Annotated in this window: 17 protein-coding genes and 1 tRNA gene; 15 read left to right on the top strand and 3 right to left on the bottom strand. The window is 38.4% G+C overall.

Features of this window, described 5'->3' with window-relative positions:
- Nucleotides 1-73: 73 nt before the first annotated feature.
- Nucleotides 74-1,096 carry a LacI family DNA-binding transcriptional regulator gene (locus ACSBPO_RS19355; protein WP_442596176.1) on the bottom strand — a complete coding sequence of 341 codons (1,023 nt, stop codon included), beginning with the start codon at nt 1,094-1,096 and terminating at the stop codon, nt 74-76.
- 241 nt (nt 1,097-1,337) lie between these two features.
- On the opposite strand from ACSBPO_RS19355, the gene ACSBPO_RS19350 reads away from it, so the two are divergent.
- From ACSBPO_RS19350 to ACSBPO_RS19320, 7 genes are all read left to right on the top strand, one after another.
- Nucleotides 1,338-2,828 carry a tetratricopeptide repeat protein gene (locus tag ACSBPO_RS19350; protein ID WP_442596174.1) on the top strand — a complete coding sequence of 497 codons (1,491 nt, stop codon included), beginning with the start codon at nt 1,338-1,340 and terminating at the stop codon, nt 2,826-2,828.
- A gap of 95 nt (nt 2,829-2,923) precedes the next feature.
- Complete coding sequence (trxB, locus tag ACSBPO_RS19345; RefSeq protein WP_442596172.1) at nt 2,924-3,871, top strand: thioredoxin-disulfide reductase; 948 nt, start codon at nt 2,924-2,926, stop codon at nt 3,869-3,871.
- 380 nt (nt 3,872-4,251) lie between these two features.
- Entirely contained in the window at nt 4,252-4,713 is a 462-nt protein-coding gene (locus ACSBPO_RS19340; protein ID WP_442596170.1) for an NUDIX hydrolase, read from the top strand.
- 36 nt (nt 4,714-4,749) lie between these two features.
- The gene (gene rapZ / locus ACSBPO_RS19335) at nt 4,750-5,643 is read left to right on the top strand and encodes an RNase adapter RapZ (protein ID WP_442596168.1); all 894 of its coding nucleotides are present in this window, start codon (nt 4,750-4,752) and stop codon (nt 5,641-5,643) included.
- Nucleotides 5,640-6,623, top strand: coding sequence for a gluconeogenesis factor YvcK family protein (locus ACSBPO_RS19330; protein ID WP_442596166.1), 984 nt, complete (start codon nt 5,640-5,642; stop codon nt 6,621-6,623). Before rapZ ends, ACSBPO_RS19330 begins: the two co-directional genes overlap by 4 nt.
- Before the next feature lie 97 nt (nt 6,624-6,720).
- Entirely contained in the window at nt 6,721-7,668 is a 948-nt protein-coding gene (gene whiA, locus ACSBPO_RS19325) for a DNA-binding protein WhiA (RefSeq protein ID WP_442596164.1), read from the top strand.
- 40 nt (nt 7,669-7,708) lie between these two features.
- Nucleotides 7,709-7,966, top strand: a complete 258-nt coding sequence (locus ACSBPO_RS19320) for an HPr family phosphocarrier protein (protein WP_442596162.1) — start codon at nt 7,709-7,711, stop codon at nt 7,964-7,966.
- An 818-nt stretch (nt 7,967-8,784) separates the two neighbouring features.
- Here the strand turns inward: ACSBPO_RS19320 and clpP are convergent.
- Entirely contained in the window at nt 8,785-9,396 is a 612-nt protein-coding gene (gene clpP / locus ACSBPO_RS19315; RefSeq protein ID WP_442596160.1) for an ATP-dependent Clp endopeptidase proteolytic subunit ClpP, read from the bottom strand.
- 245 nt (nt 9,397-9,641) lie between these two features.
- Between clpP and ACSBPO_RS19310 the strand changes: the two genes are divergently transcribed.
- A tRNA-Arg gene (locus ACSBPO_RS19310) sits at nt 9,642-9,713 on the top strand.
- 42 nt (nt 9,714-9,755) lie between these two features.
- On the opposite strand, the gene ACSBPO_RS19305 is transcribed toward ACSBPO_RS19310, so the two are convergent.
- Nucleotides 9,756-9,971 carry a helix-turn-helix domain-containing protein gene (locus ACSBPO_RS19305; RefSeq protein ID WP_442596158.1) on the bottom strand — a complete coding sequence of 72 codons (216 nt, stop codon included), beginning with the start codon at nt 9,969-9,971 and terminating at the stop codon, nt 9,756-9,758.
- Between the two features lie 103 nt (nt 9,972-10,074).
- Between ACSBPO_RS19305 and rpoN the strand changes: the two genes are divergently transcribed.
- The 7 genes from rpoN to gpmI all read left to right on the top strand — a co-directional run bounded on the left by rpoN (nt 10,075) and on the right by gpmI (nt 17,866).
- Nucleotides 10,075-11,400 carry an RNA polymerase factor sigma-54 gene (gene rpoN / locus ACSBPO_RS19300; RefSeq protein ID WP_442596156.1) on the top strand — a complete coding sequence of 442 codons (1,326 nt, stop codon included), beginning with the start codon at nt 10,075-10,077 and terminating at the stop codon, nt 11,398-11,400.
- Between the two features lie 13 nt (nt 11,401-11,413).
- Entirely contained in the window at nt 11,414-11,671 is a 258-nt protein-coding gene (locus ACSBPO_RS19295) for a glutaredoxin family protein (RefSeq protein ID WP_442596155.1), read from the top strand.
- Between the two features lie 219 nt (nt 11,672-11,890).
- Nucleotides 11,891-12,937: a sugar-binding transcriptional regulator gene (locus ACSBPO_RS19290; protein ID WP_442596153.1), complete on the top strand. Its 1,047-nt coding sequence runs from the start codon at nt 11,891-11,893 to the stop codon at nt 12,935-12,937.
- A 133-nt stretch (nt 12,938-13,070) separates the two neighbouring features.
- Nucleotides 13,071-14,078: a type I glyceraldehyde-3-phosphate dehydrogenase gene (gap, locus tag ACSBPO_RS19285; protein ID WP_442596151.1), complete on the top strand. Its 1,008-nt coding sequence runs from the start codon at nt 13,071-13,073 to the stop codon at nt 14,076-14,078.
- A 223-nt stretch (nt 14,079-14,301) separates the two neighbouring features.
- The gene (locus ACSBPO_RS19280; RefSeq protein ID WP_442596149.1) at nt 14,302-15,486 is read left to right on the top strand and encodes a phosphoglycerate kinase; all 1,185 of its coding nucleotides are present in this window, start codon (nt 14,302-14,304) and stop codon (nt 15,484-15,486) included.
- An 89-nt stretch (nt 15,487-15,575) separates the two neighbouring features.
- On the top strand, nt 15,576-16,334 hold the full coding sequence (tpiA, locus tag ACSBPO_RS19275) for a triose-phosphate isomerase (protein ID WP_442596148.1): 759 nt from the start codon (nt 15,576-15,578) through the stop codon (nt 16,332-16,334).
- Nucleotides 16,331-17,866 (top strand): 2,3-bisphosphoglycerate-independent phosphoglycerate mutase, encoded by a 1,536-nt coding sequence (gpmI, locus tag ACSBPO_RS19270; RefSeq protein WP_442596146.1) that lies wholly within the window; start codon nt 16,331-16,333, stop codon nt 17,864-17,866. Before tpiA ends, gpmI begins: the two co-directional genes overlap by 4 nt.
- The last annotated feature ends 8 nt before the right edge of the window (nt 17,867-17,874 follow it).

Below are 17,874 nucleotides of genomic sequence, written 5' to 3'. Positions count from 1 at the left end.
AAGTATTTCCAAAACGTTTCGGATTTTGCGTAAAGTAATACTGGTCAAATATAAACCAATGTTACTTGTATATCTAAAAAGATGGTTTCAAACATTTTGTTGTTTCTCGAACTTTAAGTTCGGTAGGCAACGTTATAATATGAGGGGCATCATCCGTTTCTAACATATTGATTAATAATTTTGCAGCTTCATAGCCCATCTGCACTTTATTTTGGGCAATAGTAGTTAGTGATGGTGTTATATGTGCAGCTAATAAAATATCATCATACCCAACTATGGATAAATCTTCAGGGACTTGTTTATTCATTTGCTTTGCTGCCCTAAGCACCCCCATTGCCATAAGGTCACTTGCACAAAAAATGGCCGTAATCTCAGGGTACTTGGTTAGTAATTCAATCGCTTTTTGCTCAGCTTTTGTTTCATCAAAATCACCATTAACAATCCAATTAGGGTTTATCGTCATACCTGAACCTTCAAATGCTTGAAAATAACCTTCCAATCTTTGTCTGCTGACAAAAGCATATTCATGCCCGTTAATCATGGCAATATTTCGGTGTCCTAGTTCCATCAAGTGCTGAATACCATGTTTTGCACCTAGAACATTATCAGTAGTTACGTAACCGACCGTGTTGGAATGAATCGGAATATCTATTAATACGCACGGTATGTCACTTTCAACAACTTCTTTTAAATAAGGATCATCCGTTCTTATTCCAGAAATAATAGCGCCGTCTACTTTTCTTTCACGACAAAGCTGGGAATACGTTTTTTCTCTTTGCTTGGTAGAGGTAGTACTGAAAATGACTAGGTCATAATCTGTTTCACCTACATACTGGTTTAACCCAGCTAAGACTTCAAAAGTAAAATTATCTTTAATACTGCTCTGGTTAAGCCCAGAAATGAGTAAACCAATGGTTTTTGATTTGTTCATGACAAGGCTTCGTGCAAGTGTATTAGGACTGTAGTTTAACTCTTTTGCAATACTTTCCACTTTTTTTCGTGTTTTTTCACTAACATCGGAATATCCGTTTAATGCTCTTGATACTGTTGTGACGGAGACCCCAGCAACTTTGGCAATATCCTTAATTGTAGTCATTACTAAATCCTCCAAAACGTTTCGGATATTTCTTGATTTGAATTTTACAGTAGAACGAAAACGTTTTCAATAACTTTTTTTGAACAAATTATGACCTATTTTTCCCCTTTTTAAGCAATGAAGGCATATAAAATATTTCGGTTGCCCAAACTCTTCTCTACAACCTCCCAATTGTGGTATAATACATAAGTTATGGCTGTTTCGCATAGCTCTTAGTGATTAATGTAATTCGGAGGAATCCATGAATAGAGACTCAAAAGCAAGAAAAAAGGAAACTGGAATGCTGTTATCCTTTTTACCAACAGGAGAATATTATTTTACAAAGGGTCTAAAGGCGTTTCATCGCCGGGATTTCGGGCGTGCGAAAAAATATTTAGAACGTGCGTTACAGTTGGAACCTGGAGAACCGATGATTGCTTGCCAGTTGGCGATTGTGTCAACAGAATTGGGGGAATACGAACATTCCAATCGATTGCTTCATCAAATTTTAGAAGAATTCGATGAATTTATGTTCGAATGCCACTATTTTTTAGCAAATAATTACGCTCATTTAGGCTTATTTAAAGATGCTTATCATCATGCTAATTTATATAAACAGCTAGATCCAGAAGGTGAGTTTAGTGACGATACCGAGGATCTCATTGAACTTCTCACCTTTGAAGCGGATGAGTTGGATGAAGATTGGTATGAACAAGATGACCTTATGATTAAGCAAGAGCAGGCTCGAGAGTTGCTTGAATCTGGTTACTTCCCTAAAGCGATTGAAGTGCTGGAGGAAGTGGTCGAGGGTTATCCTGAATACTGGTCTGCCTATAATAATTTAGCTTTAGCTTATTTTTATTTAGGAGAAACGGACAAAGCGGCCGAAATTCTTGAGGACGTTCTTCGGAAAAATCCAGGGAATTTACATGCCATTTGCAATCAGGCTGTTTTTGCCTTTTACCAAAATGATGAACCGCAAATGATGAAGCTAAAAGCGGCATTGGAAAAAATAAATCCTCTTTTAGATGAACATCAATTCAAATTAGGGGCCACCTTTGCTTTAATAGGTGAATATGCTCATGGTCATTTTTGGCTTCGTAAGCTTTATAAAAAGGGCTTTGAAGGGGATGGCTCGTTTTATTATTGGTTATCCTATACGGCGTTTCATTCTGGACATCCAACCTTTTCTAAATCAATCTGGAAAATTGTTCTTGAATTAAGTCCTGATAAAGAAGGGCATGAGCCATGGAATGAAGAGCAACCGATTTTAGGTGGCTATGAAGACCACACAGCATCTATTTTTCAAAAGCTCGAAAGTGAATATATGGAAGAAAGATTATTTGGTTTATTCCTAATGTCCATCTCTTCTAAAAAAGAACAGCTCTTAGATGCCCTATCACCTAAATCACTTTATAAATTGACCGAATTAGAAAATAACTATTTTGGTTTTGTGAAAAATGAACGTCAGCAGAGCAAAGTTTTTGATTTTCATGAGGTGGCACTCCATCTTTATGAACATCATCGTCCAATTGGTGCTCTAAAGGCGGGTATCTATTTACTTTGGTTCACGGTTTATCAAGAATCACAGCAACCATTAAAAAATTACCAGGCATGGGCTGCAGCCGTTGAGTATACATGGTTTAAACTACGCAGCGAAAAAATTTCTCAAACAGAAGTGGCGGAGAGATATGGATTATCCGTTTCGACTGTTCAAAAATATGTAAAATTGGTGAACAACTTACTTCAGTGAGCATATTCTTGGACTCGAATTGTGTTGTTTTATAGGATAGAGATATTAGGAAATAATAAATTCGAGTATTGGGTTTATTGAAGGAGTGAACATTTATGACAGAGGAAAAAATCTATGATGTTATCATTGCTGGTGCAGGTCCAGCAGGGATGACTGCTGCAGTATATACATCACGTGCAAACCTTTCTACTTTAATGTTAGAGCGCGGTGTCCCAGGCGGACAAATGGCTAACACAGAAGAAGTTGAAAACTATCCAGGTTATGACCATATTTTAGGACCGGATTTATCAACGAAAATGTTCGAACATGCAAAGAAGTTTGGTGCAGAATATGCATACGGGGACATCAAGGAAATTATTGATGGAAAAGAATATAAAACTGTTGTAGCTGGATCAAAACAATATAAAGCTCGCGCGATTATCATCTCAACGGGTGCTGAGTATAAAAAAATCGGAGTTCCAGGTGAAAAAGAACTTGGCGGCCGCGGTGTTTCTTATTGTGCGGTTTGTGACGGCGCATTCTTTAAGCAAAAAGAGCTTGTTGTGGTTGGTGGGGGAGACTCTGCTGTTGAAGAAGGTGTGTATCTAACTCGCTTTGCTTCAAAGGTAACCATCGTTCATAGACGCAGTGAGTTACGTGCTCAAAAGATCCTGCAAGATCGTGCGTTTGCCAATGAAAAAATTGATTTCATTTGGAATCACACTATAAAAGAAATTAACGATAAAGACGGTAAAGTCGGCAGTGTTACTCTTGTGAATACCGAAACAGGTGAGGAGCAAGAGTTTAAAGCAGATGGTATCTTCATTTATATCGGAATGGTTCCTCTCTCTAAGCCATTTGCTAACTTAGGTATTACCAACGAAAGCGGATATATTGAAACAAATGAACGAATGGAAACAAAGGTACCTGGAATCTTTGCAGCTGGGGATATTCGCGAAAAAACACTTCGTCAAATTGTTACGGCAACAGGTGACGGAAGTATCGCAGCCCAAAGTGCCCAACACTACGTAGAAGAACTGCTAGAAGAACTAAAATCTGAATAATTTAGCCCTTTAAAGCATCGGGGGTCAGACCCCCGATGCTTTAAATTGGTAAAGCGTTAATCAGATTTTACAGAAAAGTAACTTCGTTTTAACTAGAATGTAACAATAGTGAAATATTGATATAGTATGATAAGGGTAGAAATTGACCCCCTTTTAAAAATACTTTTGAATGCACAGGAGAAACCCCTCCTGTGCCCTTTTTTTGTTTCTTGCAAAGTTCGCTTACGCTTTTTAAATTTTGACAAGTTCTGTTCATTGTGAGCGCTTTATAATAATAGTATAATAAAAGGAATTACTAATTCATAAGAATGATACAAACATATTTGAACTTGCCATATGAGAAGTAATATATAGATGAAAAGGTAATCGAGGTGAAGGTTTTGCAACGTGTTACCAATTGTGTACTTTTAAAAGAGGATAAAATATTATTGCTACAAAAACCCCGAAGAGGCTGGTGGGTGGCACCAGGTGGAAAAATGGAACCGGGTGAATCTGTTCGAGATTCCTGTATTCGTGAATATCGGGAAGAAACCGGTGTCTATTTGAAAAATCCACAAATTAAAGGGATTTTCACCATCATTATTGAAGAAGAGGGTAAGGTTACATCAGAGTGGATGATGTTTACCTTCATGGCCTCTGATGCGGATGGAGTAAATGTAGAAGTATCGGAAGAAGGAAAGCTTTCATGGTACCATGTTGACAAAATTCGTGAACTTCCAATGGCACAGGGAGACTATCACATCTTAGATTACATGATTCATGGTAAAGGTATCATTTATGGAACTTTTAAATATACTCCAGATTTTGAACTAATTAGCTATCGTTTAGATCCTAGCAGTTAATTGATTATAGATAATTTTTAAAAGGGGGAAATAAAGATGAGTACGGGTTCGACTAGTGACACACAAATGGTCATTATAACTGGAATGTCAGGTGCAGGAAAAACCGTAGCAATTCAGAGTTTTGAAGACCTGGGATTCTTTTGTGTGGACAATTTACCTCCGACACTATTACCGAAGTTCTTAGAGCTAATGAAAGAGTCTGGAAATAAGATGAATAAAGTGGCTTTAGTTATGGACCTGAGAGGAAGAGAGTTTTTTGATCATCTCTTTAAAGCATTGGATGATTTAGCAGAAACGTCTTGGGTCACACCGCAAATTTTATTTTTAGATGCAGATGATTCTTCATTAGTGAGACGATATAAAGAAACAAGACGATCTCATCCATTGGCACCTTCTAGTTCGCCATTAGAAGGTATTAAGCTGGAAAGACAATTGCTAGAAGAATTAAAAGGTCGCGCCCAACAAATTTTTACTACTTCTGACATGAAGCCTAGAGAGCTTCGTGAAAAAATTCTAACGGAATTTACAGTAAATAAGAAAAATATTTTTACTGTCAATGTCATGTCATTTGGATTCAAACATGGGATTCCGATTGATGCGGACTTAGTGTTTGATGTGCGATTTTTACCCAACCCTCATTATATAGACCATATGCGTCCAAAAACGGGATTGGATGAAGAGGTATTTACTTATGTTTTAAAATGGAATGAAACACAAAAGTTCTTGGAGAAAGTAACCGACTTACTTTCTTTTATGCTTCCTCATTATAAACGTGAAGGAAAAGCGCAATTGGTGATTGCTATCGGCTGTACCGGCGGTCAACACCGTTCTGTTGCACTTGCTCAGCATATTGGCGAATTTTTCAAAAAGGATTATCATACATCTATTAACCATCGTGACATTGAGAGGAGAAAGGACACCACGACATGACAACGAACGGAAATCCACGTGTTGTAATTATTGGTGGTGGCACAGGACTACCTGTTCTATTGAGAGGTTTGAAGCAATATCCTTTAGATATCACTGCTATTGTCACGGTGGCAGATGATGGTGGGAGTTCTGGCCGAATTCGTGAGGATTTGCATATTCCGCCGCCTGGTGATATCCGAAATGTATTAGCGGCCCTTTCGGATGTAGAACCTTTGGTAGAGGAAATGTTCCAACATCGGTTTAAGACAACCAATGAATTGTCAGGGCATTCTCTTGGGAATTTGATATTGGCTGCCATGACCTCCATTACAGGGAACTTTGTTCATGCGATTCAAGAGATGAGTAAAGTTCTTAATGTTCGGGGAAAAGTTCTGCCTGCGGCGAATCAAAATGTCATTTTACATGCTCAGATGGAAGATGGTACAGTCGTTTCTGGTGAATCGAAAATTCCATTTTCAGGGAAAAGAATTCACCGGGTCTTTTTAAGTCCAGAAAATATTAGGCCATTGCCAGAAACGATCCTTGCGATCCGTCAAGCAGACTTGATTGTTATCGGACCAGGAAGTTTGTATACAAGTATTTTACCAAACTTGCTTGTGCCAAGATTGGGAGAAGAAGTTTGCAAAGCAAGTGCTAAAAAGGTATATATTTGTAATTTAATGACCCAAGCTGGTGAGACGCATGATTTTACAGCAAGTGATCATGTACAGGCGATTCATGACCATATGAATGCATCGTTTATTGATATGATTCTGGTTAATAATGAATTTATACCGGAGCCAGTGAAGATGCGTTACCATGAAGAACTTGCGATGCCAGTTAAATTCGATCTAGATCGTTTAAAAAATTTAGGGGTAGAAGTTCTTCAAGATGAAATTGCGAGCCTTGAAAACGGAGTCATCCGTCACGATACAAAAAAAGTAGCTAAAATTTTAAATCAAATCATAAAAGATGAAACCAAAAAGCGTTTCCATTCGTAAAGACTAGTGCAAGCGTTTGTCTGACCATTAAGGGTCCAGTTGCTTGTACCATTCCAAGTCTTCGCACCTGCGTATTTGGTTAAGGGGGGTGACAAGGGTGTCTTTTGCATCTGAAACAAAAAAAGAATTAACCACGTTAGACATAAAGGATTGCTGCGGGATATCGGAGTTGTCGGCCTTAATTCGAATGAATGGGTCATTATCCTTTTCTAACCGAAAATTAATCGTCGATATTCAAACCGAAAACGCAGCCATTGCTCGACGAATTTATACCCTTATTAAAAAGAACTTCCAAGTGCCAGTGGAACTGCTAGTTCGGAAAAAAATGAGATTAAAAAAGAATAATGTATACATTGTTCGTTTAAAAGAGCAAGCAAAAGAAATCCTTGAAGACCTAAAAATATTAGGTGAGAGCTTTACGTTTGTTCATGATATCTCCCAGGATTTAGTGAAGAAAAAATGCTGCCGCCGTTCTTACTTAAGAGGTGCATTTTTAGCAGGAGGTTCCGTAAATAACCCTGAAACATCATCCTATCATTTAGAGGTGTTTTCACTATATAAGGAACATAATGATTCACTTTGTGAGTTAATGAACACCTTTGATTTAAACAGCAAAACGTTAGAGCGAAAAAAAGGCTTTATCACTTATCTAAAAGAAGCTGAAAAAATCACTGAATTTCTAAATATTATCGGTGCTCATAATGCGCTCATGCACTTTGAAGATATCCGTATTGTTCGTGATATGAGAAATTCCGTAAATAGACTAGTGAACTGCGAAACCGCTAATCTGAATAAGACGATAGGGGCTTCAATCAGACAGGTCGAAAATATCCGTTATATTGAAAAAAACGTTGGTCTACATATTTTGCCAGATAAGTTAAGGGAAATAGCAGAGCTGCGTGTTCAATATCAAGATGTTACATTAAAGGAATTAGGTGAAATGATGTCTGGTGGCGCCATTAGTAAATCAGGAATCAATCATCGCCTAAGAAAAATTGATGAAATTGCTGAAAAGCTACGTTCAGGAGAAACAATCTCAAATTGAGATAAATAATAAATAGGATTCATTAGGGAGGAAGTTAAGTATGGTTGAGAGACAAGTTGAGGTAAAACTAAAAACAGGTTTACAAGCAAGACCAGCAGCACAGTTTGTACAGGAAGCTAACCGTTTTTCATCAGATGTGTTTTTAGAGAAGGACGGAAAAAAGGTAAATGCGAAAAGTATCATGGGTTTAATGAGTTTAGCGATTAGCTCAGGTTCAACGATTACCATTTCAACAGATGGTCATGATGAAACAGAAGCTTTAGCCGCTCTTGCGAAGTTTATCGAACAAGAAGCGTAAATAGATCAAAAGACTAGGCATTATATATGCTTAGTCTTTTGTTTTTTAGGTGCAAAATGTTTTTTCGTACCCTAAATTGAACTGCTTTTATCGTTGTGATTCATAAGTAAAAGCGGCAATTATATAATTCGTAAAGGAAATCACACTGGTGAACGTTAGACCTAATTAGCGTACCCTGTGTCCGCAAAAATGAGAGAAAACATTTATAGGACATACAATCCCTATTGCTAAAAATATAGGTGTTTTCACGCTCGTATAGGACACACGATCCGCTATTGAGGTAAAAGATGCCCATATCTGCTCCATTCTAAGCCGATAACGTATTCTGTGTCCTATAACTACTCCAAAATAGAGTAATTGACACAAATAGCGTACTCAGTGTCCTATAAAAAATAGAGATAAATTTATCGGACATACAATCCGTTATTCCTAAAAATATAGGTGTTTTCACGCTCGTATAGGACACACGATCCGCTATCAGGGTAAAAGGTGCCCGTTTCTGCTCCATTATAAGCCGATAGCGTACCCTGTGTCCGATAACTCTTCCAAAATAGCATAATTGACACAAATAGCGTACTCAGTGTCCTATAAAAAATAGAGATAAATTTATCGGACCTACCATCCGTTATTATTAAAATATGGGTGTTTTCTCACTCGTATAGGACGCACGATCCGCTATCGAGTCGAAGGTGCCTATTTTTGTGCAATTACAAGTCAATTGTGAAAACCATTGTTTTTTAATAATTTGTACTCCGAAACTAACTTTTCTTATAGAAACAAAAAAGGGACTAGGCAGAAGCCTTAGTCCCTATACTATATTATTTCTCAGTTTTTTTCTTATCAACTAATTCGTTACGTGTAATGATATGGTCAATTAAACCATATTCTTTTGCTACTTCAGCGGTCATGAAATTATCGCGGTCAGTATCCTTTGCGATCGTTTCCATTGGTTGACCTGTACGCTCAGCTAAAATACCGTTTAACTTATCACGTAAGAAAAGAATACGCTTCGCTGCGATTTCAATTTCAGTCGCTTGACCTTGTGCTCCGCCAAGTGGTTGGTGAATCATCACTTCAGCGTTTGGTAATGCATAACGTTTACCTTTTTCACCAGCCGCAAGTAAGAAAGCACCCATGGATGCTGCCATACCGATACAAATGGTTTGAACATTTGGCTTAATAAATTGCATCGTGTCATAAATCGCCATACCAGCAGTAATGCTTCCGCCAGGACTGTTAATGTAAAGGGATATATCTTTTTCAGGATTATCTGCTTCTAGGAAAAGTAATTGGGCTACGATACTGTTTGCAACATGATCATCAATAGCGCTTCCTAACATGATAATACGGTCTTTTAAAAGACGAGAGTAAATATCATAGGCTCTTTCGCCACGATTGGTTTGCTCAATAACTGTAGGTATCAAATTCATCTTTTATTTCCTCCTTTAAAATAAGAGTAGTTATGTATTGTTATCATACACTGATGGTCAATTAAGGTCAAACAATTCGAATCTTTAAAATGATGATTTCGTTCGACAACTTTCATAACCGAAAAATCCTTTATCCATCATACCCTAAAAATAGTTGTTTTAATCAACGTAGATTTAGCTTCGAACCCTGTTTCTTCTTGCAAAGAGGGTAAACCTCTTATATAATAGGAAAGCGACTGTTATATGTCCTCGTGGTGTAACGGATAGCACGTAAGATTCCGGTTCTTAAAATGGGGGTTCGATTCCCTCCGAGGGCGTTCCAACCAGCCTCTATGCATTTATCATAGAGGCGTTTTTAATTAATACCTTATTATTTTATATATTTCATTTAAATCGGTTATCTTTAAAGCGAAAGCAATCTCAGCTATTTCTTCGAGGTAAATTTTTTCATTTTCTTCTTTTAATATTCTTTTGATTTTAGTTAACGTGATTCCGGTCATCTCAACTAATTGTTCTTCGGTTATATTTCTCTCTTTTAAAATGCGACTAAGTCTAGATTCCAATCTAACTCCCACTAATAACACCCCCGATCATTTTATTTATGTAAACCCTTCCAATTTCTTCCCATTCACCAATTCCATTCAATATTGTAAAATAAGGGTTGGGGGTGAGGGTAGAATGAATTTTAAACAGGGGCTATTTCAACAACAAAGCTTAAAATTAACGATGACACAAGAGCTTTCCCAAGCGATTGCGTTGTTGCAATATTCTACACAAGAACTCACCGAATTTCTAGAAAACAAAGCGTTGGAAAATCCATTTATTCAAATAGAACCGGCAATAGTTCCTGTTAATCCCCTTAAAGAACGAAAGAAAAAGACCAAAACGCAAAATTCGATCCAAACCATTGAACAAAATTGGTTGGAACAATTGGGTGACACTAAAAAGTCCATTGTGGACCACTTAATGTCACAAATACCACTAATTGATGAGATTAAACCTCTAAGGCCATTCCTTGAAAAATTCATTTATTATATCGATGAAAATGGTTACCTATTGGAGGATGCTGTACAGATAGATCTCCCACAAGCGTACAAGGAAAAATGCTTGATGATTCTTCAAGCGATGGAGCCTGCTGGGATAGCAGCGCGATCCTTGCAAGAGTGTTTGTTGCTTCAATTAAAAAGGATGCCCACACCCCATTCTTTAGCCGTCACTCTTGTAGAATTCCATTTTGAACCCTTTGCGGAAAAGAAATGGAAGGAACTTGCCAAAGAACTAAAGGTAAGTTTAACTGAGATTCAATCAGCTTTTGACCTTATTATAACATTGGACCCCAAACCAGGGGCTGCTTATAAAACGGACCATACGGCCTTTATCGTTCCAGATATCGTTGTCAGCTGGGATGGTAAAGAATACATGATTACCGTGTTTGACGAACAACTTCCAAAGATTTCTTTTAACGAGACATACTATCAACAATATGCCAATGACGTTGATAAGAATGTTGCTCACTATATCGATCATCAAGTGCAAAATTATCATTGGCTAATGAGCAGTCTGGAACAAAGAAAAGAGACCCTTCAAAAGGTTGCCCTCAAAATCGTTGAAAAACAGCCTGGATTTTTTCAAAATGGACCCTCGAAATTAAAGCCGATGACGATGAAGGAAGTGGCAGATGAAATTGAGGTTCATGAATCGACGGTCAGTCGGGCAGTTCGTGAAAAATATGTTCAAACCCCTTTTGGGATTTACGGATTAAAATCATTTTTCACAAGCACGATTCAAACAACCAATGATGAATCGGCTTCCTCGACTCAAGTGAAAAATGCTCTTACAAAACTCATTGAAAATGAAAATAAACAAAAACCACTCTCTGATCAAGAAATCGTTTCTCTTTTAAAAGACAATGATGGAATTGTGGTTTCTCGAAGAACGGTTGCTAAATATCGTGATCAATTAGGAATTGCTTCTTCTTCCAAACGAAGAAGATATGATGGTTAAAGGAGTAAAAATAATGAACAAACCCACTCTTACTTTTTATACGAGAAATAAATGCCCGTTATGTGATAAAGCCAAAGCCGTAATAGAAGAGATTAAACTCGAAATGGATTTTATCTATATCGAAAGAGATATCGATGAAAGTGATGAATTAACAGAAAAATATGGCTTAATGATTCCGGTTGTCGAAATTGATAGGGAAGAGGTTGAATATGGGCATGTTAACAAAAATGTCATAAGAAACCGTTTACATGAAAAAAGCCAGATATTATAGCTTGAAACTAGTTTTCACTCCTGTTAAAATGTTTATTGTAGCAGGGGTGATTTTTTTTAATGTAAGTGGGACATAATTTGTCTTGGAGGGACATTTTTAGACCAGGGAATCATTTTAGACTTTGAATTTAGTTTTACCAAATCCATAGTTATTATGAACTCTGCTAAATTCTCTCGGATAAACTAGTCTGAATGCAAGACATGAAGGAGTTCTTGTCTGATGTACTCATTAATTAATATTCAAAAAAAATTAATACCTGACCTGCTTCAAGTCATGGAAAAACGCTACCTCATCCTACGTTACATAAATCGCATGCAGCCTGTAGGAAGACGAAGCTTAGCACAAAGTTTAGGTCTCACTGAACGTGTGTTGCGAAGTGAAGTCGAGTTTTTAAAGGATCAAAATCTTTTATCGGTTACGAGTGTTGGGATGGAATTAACCTCGATTGGTAAAGATTTGCTCGAAAAACTTGAAAGCGTCATGAGAGAGGCAGCAGGAATTGATGTAATGGAAGCTAAATTACAGTCTATGTTTCATATTCGCAAAGTAGTTGTGGTCCCTGGTGACAGCGATGAATCTCCTTGGATTAAAAGCGAATTAGGCAGGGCATGTGCTTCTGGAATAAAGGTCTTATTTCCTTCAAACATGAAGGAATCGGGGTCAGAAAAAAATATAATTGCAGTAACTGGTGGAACCACAATGGCAGCTGTCGCTGATAAGTTAACCCCTGATATCGTTTCAGGCGACGTGTTGTTTGTTCCAGCTAGAGGTGGAATTGGTGAAGATGTCCAAAATCAAGCCAACACGATTTGCTCGATTATGGCAACCAATACGAAACAAAAACATCGAGTTTTCTATGTCCCTGATCAAGTAAGCGAAGAAATTTATGCCTCCTTTATGAAGGAACCGATGATTAAAGAGGTAGTAGAAATTATTCGGTCTGCAAGCATGGTTTTACACGGGATTGGAGACGCTATAACAATGGCGGAACGTCGAAAAACCAATGCTGATGATATGGAGAAACTCAAAGAAGAAAAAGCAGTTGGCGAAGCGTTTGGCTATTATTTTAATGAATCTGGGGAAGTTGTTCATAAGGTATTAACTGTGGGTCTTCAACTTAGTGATTTAGATCAGATGCCGAATGTGATTGCTGTCGCCGGAGGTGCTTCAAAGGCTAAAGCGATTAGAGCCTACATGCAGAAAGCTCCGTCTTCAACGATATTGGTAACGGATGAAGGGGCAGCCAAAAGCTTGTTAATGGATTAGATGGATTTAGTGTCCAATCTGATTCATTTAAATATTAAAGTAACACCATACTATTTGGATTGTTACGAAAGCATTCAGAATGAATTCTGAGTAGCAAAAAATAAACCTTAATGTCCTGAAGGAGGAAATAAACATGGCAGTAAAAGTTGGTATTAATGGATTTGGTCGTATCGGACGTAACGTTTTCCGTGCAGCTTTAAAAAATTCTAATGTAGAAATCGTAGCAGTAAATGACTTAACAGATGCACACACTTTAGCGCATCTTTTAAAATATGATACCGTTCATGGAAAATTAGCTGAGGATGTAACAGTTGATGGTGAATATCTAGTTGTTGGTTCTCACAAAGTAAAGGTTCTTGCTGAAAGAGATCCTGCACAATTAGGATGGGGCGATCTTGGGGTAGATGTGGTTATCGAATCTACTGGTCGTTTCACAAAGCGTTCAGACGCAGCGAAACATTTAGAAGCTGGCGCAAAGAAAGTAATTATTTCTGCTCCTGCAACAGATGAAGATATTACAATCGTAATGGGTGTTAACCACGATAAGTATGATGCAGCTAACCACCATGTTATCTCAAATGCATCTTGTACAACAAACTGTTTAGCTCCTTTTGCTAAAGTTTTACATGACAACTTTGGAATCAAGCGTGGAATGATGACAACTGTTCACTCATACACAAATGACCAACAAATTCTTGATCTTCCGCATAAAGACCTTCGTCGTGCTCGTGCAGCTGCGGAAAACATTATCCCAACTTCTACTGGTGCTGCTAAAGCAGTTTCACTAGTATTACCTGAATTAAAAGGAAAATTAAATGGTGGAGCAATGCGTGTTCCAACTCCTAACGTTTCTTTAGTTGACCTAGTTGCTGAATTAGATAAAGATGTGACAGTTGACGAAATCAACTCAGCTCTTAAAGCAGCAGCTGAAGGTGATTTAAAAGGAATCCTTTACTACAGCGAAGAGCCACTTGTATCAAGTGACTATAATGGTAGCCCAGCTTCTTCTACTATCGATGCTCTTTCTACAATGGTTATGGAAGGCAGCATGGTTAAAGTTATTTCTTGGTATGATAACGAAAGTGGTTACTCTCACAGAGTTGTTGACCTAGTAGACTACATCGCTAATAAAGGACTTTAATTTTTGAAAAATAGTCACCATTTCTTTTAGTCCAAATTGGATATTAGAAAATGGAACGGCTATAATAAAAAATGGAAAATGATGCTAGTCACTTGAAAAGGGGAGCGGGGAGGATTCCCCCGCTCTCCTTTTCTGCTTCTTCACCGCATTAACGCATCGGGGGTCAGACCCCCGGCGCGTTAATGCGGTGAAGGGTTATTTCTATTTGGGAGGTCCTTCTAAGATGAATAAGAAGACGGTGAAAGATGTAGAGGTTAAGGGTAAGAGAGTTTTTTGTCGTGTCGATTTCAACGTGCCGATGCAGGATGGCAACGTAACGGATGATACAAGAATTCGTGCAGCTTTACCAACGATTCAATACTTAATGGATCAAGGGGCAAAGGTTATCCTTGCTAGCCATTTAGGTCGTCCGAAAGGGAAAGTAAACGAAGATATGCGTTTAACACCCGTTGCCGCTAGATTATCTGCGCTTTTAGGCAAGGATGTAAAAAAAGCGGATGAAGCTTACGGTGAAAGTGTGAAAGCTTTAATCAGCTCTATGGGTGAAGGAGACGTACTACTTCTAGAAAATGTTCGTTTCTATCCTGGCGAAGAAAAGAATGATCCAGAATTAGCTCAAGCCTTTGCAGAACTTGCAGATATCTATGTGAACGATGCCTTTGGTGCGGCACACCGTGCACATGCATCAACAGAAGGAATTGCTCACCACTTACCAGCTGTATCTGGATTCTTAATGGAAAAAGAGCTAGAAGTACTTGGAAAAGCTCTATCTAACCCAGAAAGACCATTCACAGCCATCATTGGTGGAGCAAAAGTGAAAGATAAGATTGGTGTAATCGATAATTTACTAGAAAAAGTAGATAACTTAATTATTGGTGGCGGTCTTGCTTATACCTTTATAAAAGCAAACGGTCATGAAATCGGTAAATCTCTTCTTGAAGAAGATAAGTTGGATCTTGCTAAAACCTTTATGGAAAAAGCAAAAGCAAAAGGCGTTAATTTCTATATGCCGGTTGATGCTGTAGTGGCGGATGATTTCTCACCGACTGCTAACAACAAAATCGTTGATATCTCTGAAATCCCTTCAGACTGGGAAGCATTAGATATCGGACCAAAAACAGCTGAAATCTATAAAGATGTGATTCAAAAATCAAAGCTTGTGATTTGGAACGGACCAATGGGTGTGTTTGAATTTGATGCATTTGCGAATGGTACAAAAGCGGTAGCTGATGCTTTAGCAGAAGCAACTGATACTTATTCAGTTATTGGCGGTGGAGATTCAGCCGCAGCTGTAGAAAAATTCAATCTTGCTGAAAAAATGAGCCATATTTCCACTGGTGGTGGAGCTTCCTTAGAATTTATGGAAGGAAAAGAACTTCCAGGAGTAGTGGCCTTAAACGATAAATAAGATTTTACGGCAAAAGCCTTTTCATAAAAATTTGGTATGCCGGCAAAAACATACATGATAATCAGGAATAGCAGAAAGGATGAACCTAGATGCGCAAACCAATTATTGCAGGAAACTGGAAAATGCACAAAACACTATCTGAGGCAAAAAGCTTTGTAGAGGAAATGAAAGGTCAAGTTCCTTCTAAAGACAAGATGGAATCTGTTATTTGTGCTCCAGCCCTCTTTTTAGAAAGCCTTGTTTCAGCAACAAAGGGTTCAGACGTTGGAATTGGTGGACAAAATATGCACTTTGAAGAAAGTGGTGCTTTTACAGGTGAGGTTAGCCCTGTTGCCCTAAAAGACTTAGGTGTTCAATATGTGATTTTAGGACATTCAGAACGTCGTGAAATGTTTAATGAAACAGACGAAGCGGTAAACAAAAAGACGCTAGCTGCTTTCAAACATAACCTAACACCAATCGTTTGCTGTGGTGAAACACTAGAACAACGTGAATCAGGACAAACGAACGAGCTAGTTGGCAACCAAGTGAAAATCGCGTTAACAGGTTTAACGGATGACCAAGTAAAACAAACGGTTATTGCGTACGAACCAATCTGGGCAATCGGAACGGGTAAATCATCTTCAGCAGCAGACGCTAATGAAGTTTGTGCCCATATCCGCCAAGTGATTGCTGAGCAATTTTCACAGGAAGTGGCGGCAGCCGTTCGTATTCAATACGGTGGCAGCGTGAAACCATCTAATATTGGTGAATACATGGCCCAACCGGATATTGATGGAGCACTTGTTGGTGGAGCCAGCTTAGAAGCTTCCTCATTCCTTCAATTATTGGAGGCAGGAGTGCAATGAGTAAATCTCCAGTTGCTTTAATCATCTTAGATGGATTTGCTTGTCGTGACGAAGTAAAAGGAAATGCAGTTGCTCAAGCAAACAAACCAAACTTTGATCGTTTTTGGAAAAATTATCCTCATTCACAACTAACGGCATCTGGTGAAGCAGTTGGATTGCCTGAAGGACAAATGGGTAACTCCGAAGTGGGTCACTTAAATATTGGCGCAGGTCGTATCGTTTATCAAAGCTTAACTCGTGTAAACGTAGCCATTCGTGAAGGCGATTTTGAAAAAAATGAAACGATTTGTGCAGCAATGGACCATGTGAAGAAAAATGGTACAAACCTTCATCTGTTCGGACTTCTATCAGATGGTGGTGTTCATAGTCATATCAACCATATGTTTGCTCTTTTAAAGCTAGCGGCTGAAGAAGGCGTTAAAAACGTGTATGTTCATGCCTTCCTAGATGGACGTGATGTTGGACCGAAAACGGCAGGAACATATATTGAGCAAACAATGGAGAAAATGAAGGAGTATGGCGTTGGAGAATTTGCGACAATCTCAGGACGCTATTATTCGATGGACCGCGATAAGCGTTGGGAACGTGTGGAGAAATCCTATCGTGCCATGGTTTATGGTGAAGGTCCAACCTATACGGAGCCAATGGAATTGGTAGAAGACTCCTATAAAAATGGAATCTTCGATGAATTCGTTTTACCATCGGTTATGACAAAAGAAGATGGTCAACCAGTGGCCACTATTTGTGAAAATGATGCGGTGATTTTCTATAATTTCCGCCCAGACCGAGCGATTCAAATTTCAAACACTTTCACAAACGAGGATTTTCGTTCCTTTGATCGTGGACCTAAACATCCAAAACATTTACATTTCGTATGTTTAACGCATTTTAGTGAAACAGTGGATGGCTATGTAGCCTTCAAACCAACAAACTTGGATAATACTTTAGGTGAAGTTTTATCACAAAATGGTTTACAACAGCTGCGTATTGCCGAAACTGAAAAATATCCACATGTCACCTTCTTTATGAGTGGTGGTCGTGAAGCTGAATTCCCTGGTGAAAAGCGAATTTTAATTAATTCACCGAAAGTAGCTACATACGATTTACAGCCTGAAATGAGTGCTTACGAGGTAACCGACGCCCTTGTTAAAGAAATTGAAGCGGACAATTTTGATGCGATTCTTTTAAACTTTGCCAATCCGGATATGGTAGGACATTCAGGGATGCTAGAGCCAACCATCAAAGCGATTGAAACGGTGGATGAGTGTTTAGGTCGTATCGTTGACCTGATCGTATCAAAAGGTGGAGCGGCTATTATTACAGCTGACCATGGGAATGCCGATGAGGTAATCACCTTAGAGGGTCAACCGATGACGGCGCATACAACAAACCCTGTACCGGTTATCGTCACAAAAGATGGTATCACATTACGTGAGGGTGGGATTCTTGGAGATTTAGCTCCAACTATGCTAGATTTATTAAATGTAGCAAAACCAGCTGAAATGACTGGTACCTCTTTAATTCAGAAATAATATTTTGT

It is taken from the genome of Neobacillus sp. D3-1R (genome assembly GCF_052180215.1).
Taxonomy (GTDB): domain Bacteria; phylum Bacillota; class Bacilli; order Bacillales; family Cytobacillaceae; genus Pseudoneobacillus.
Note: the sequence above shows the minus strand (reverse complement) of the source record. Positions and strands in the feature narration are given on the sequence as shown.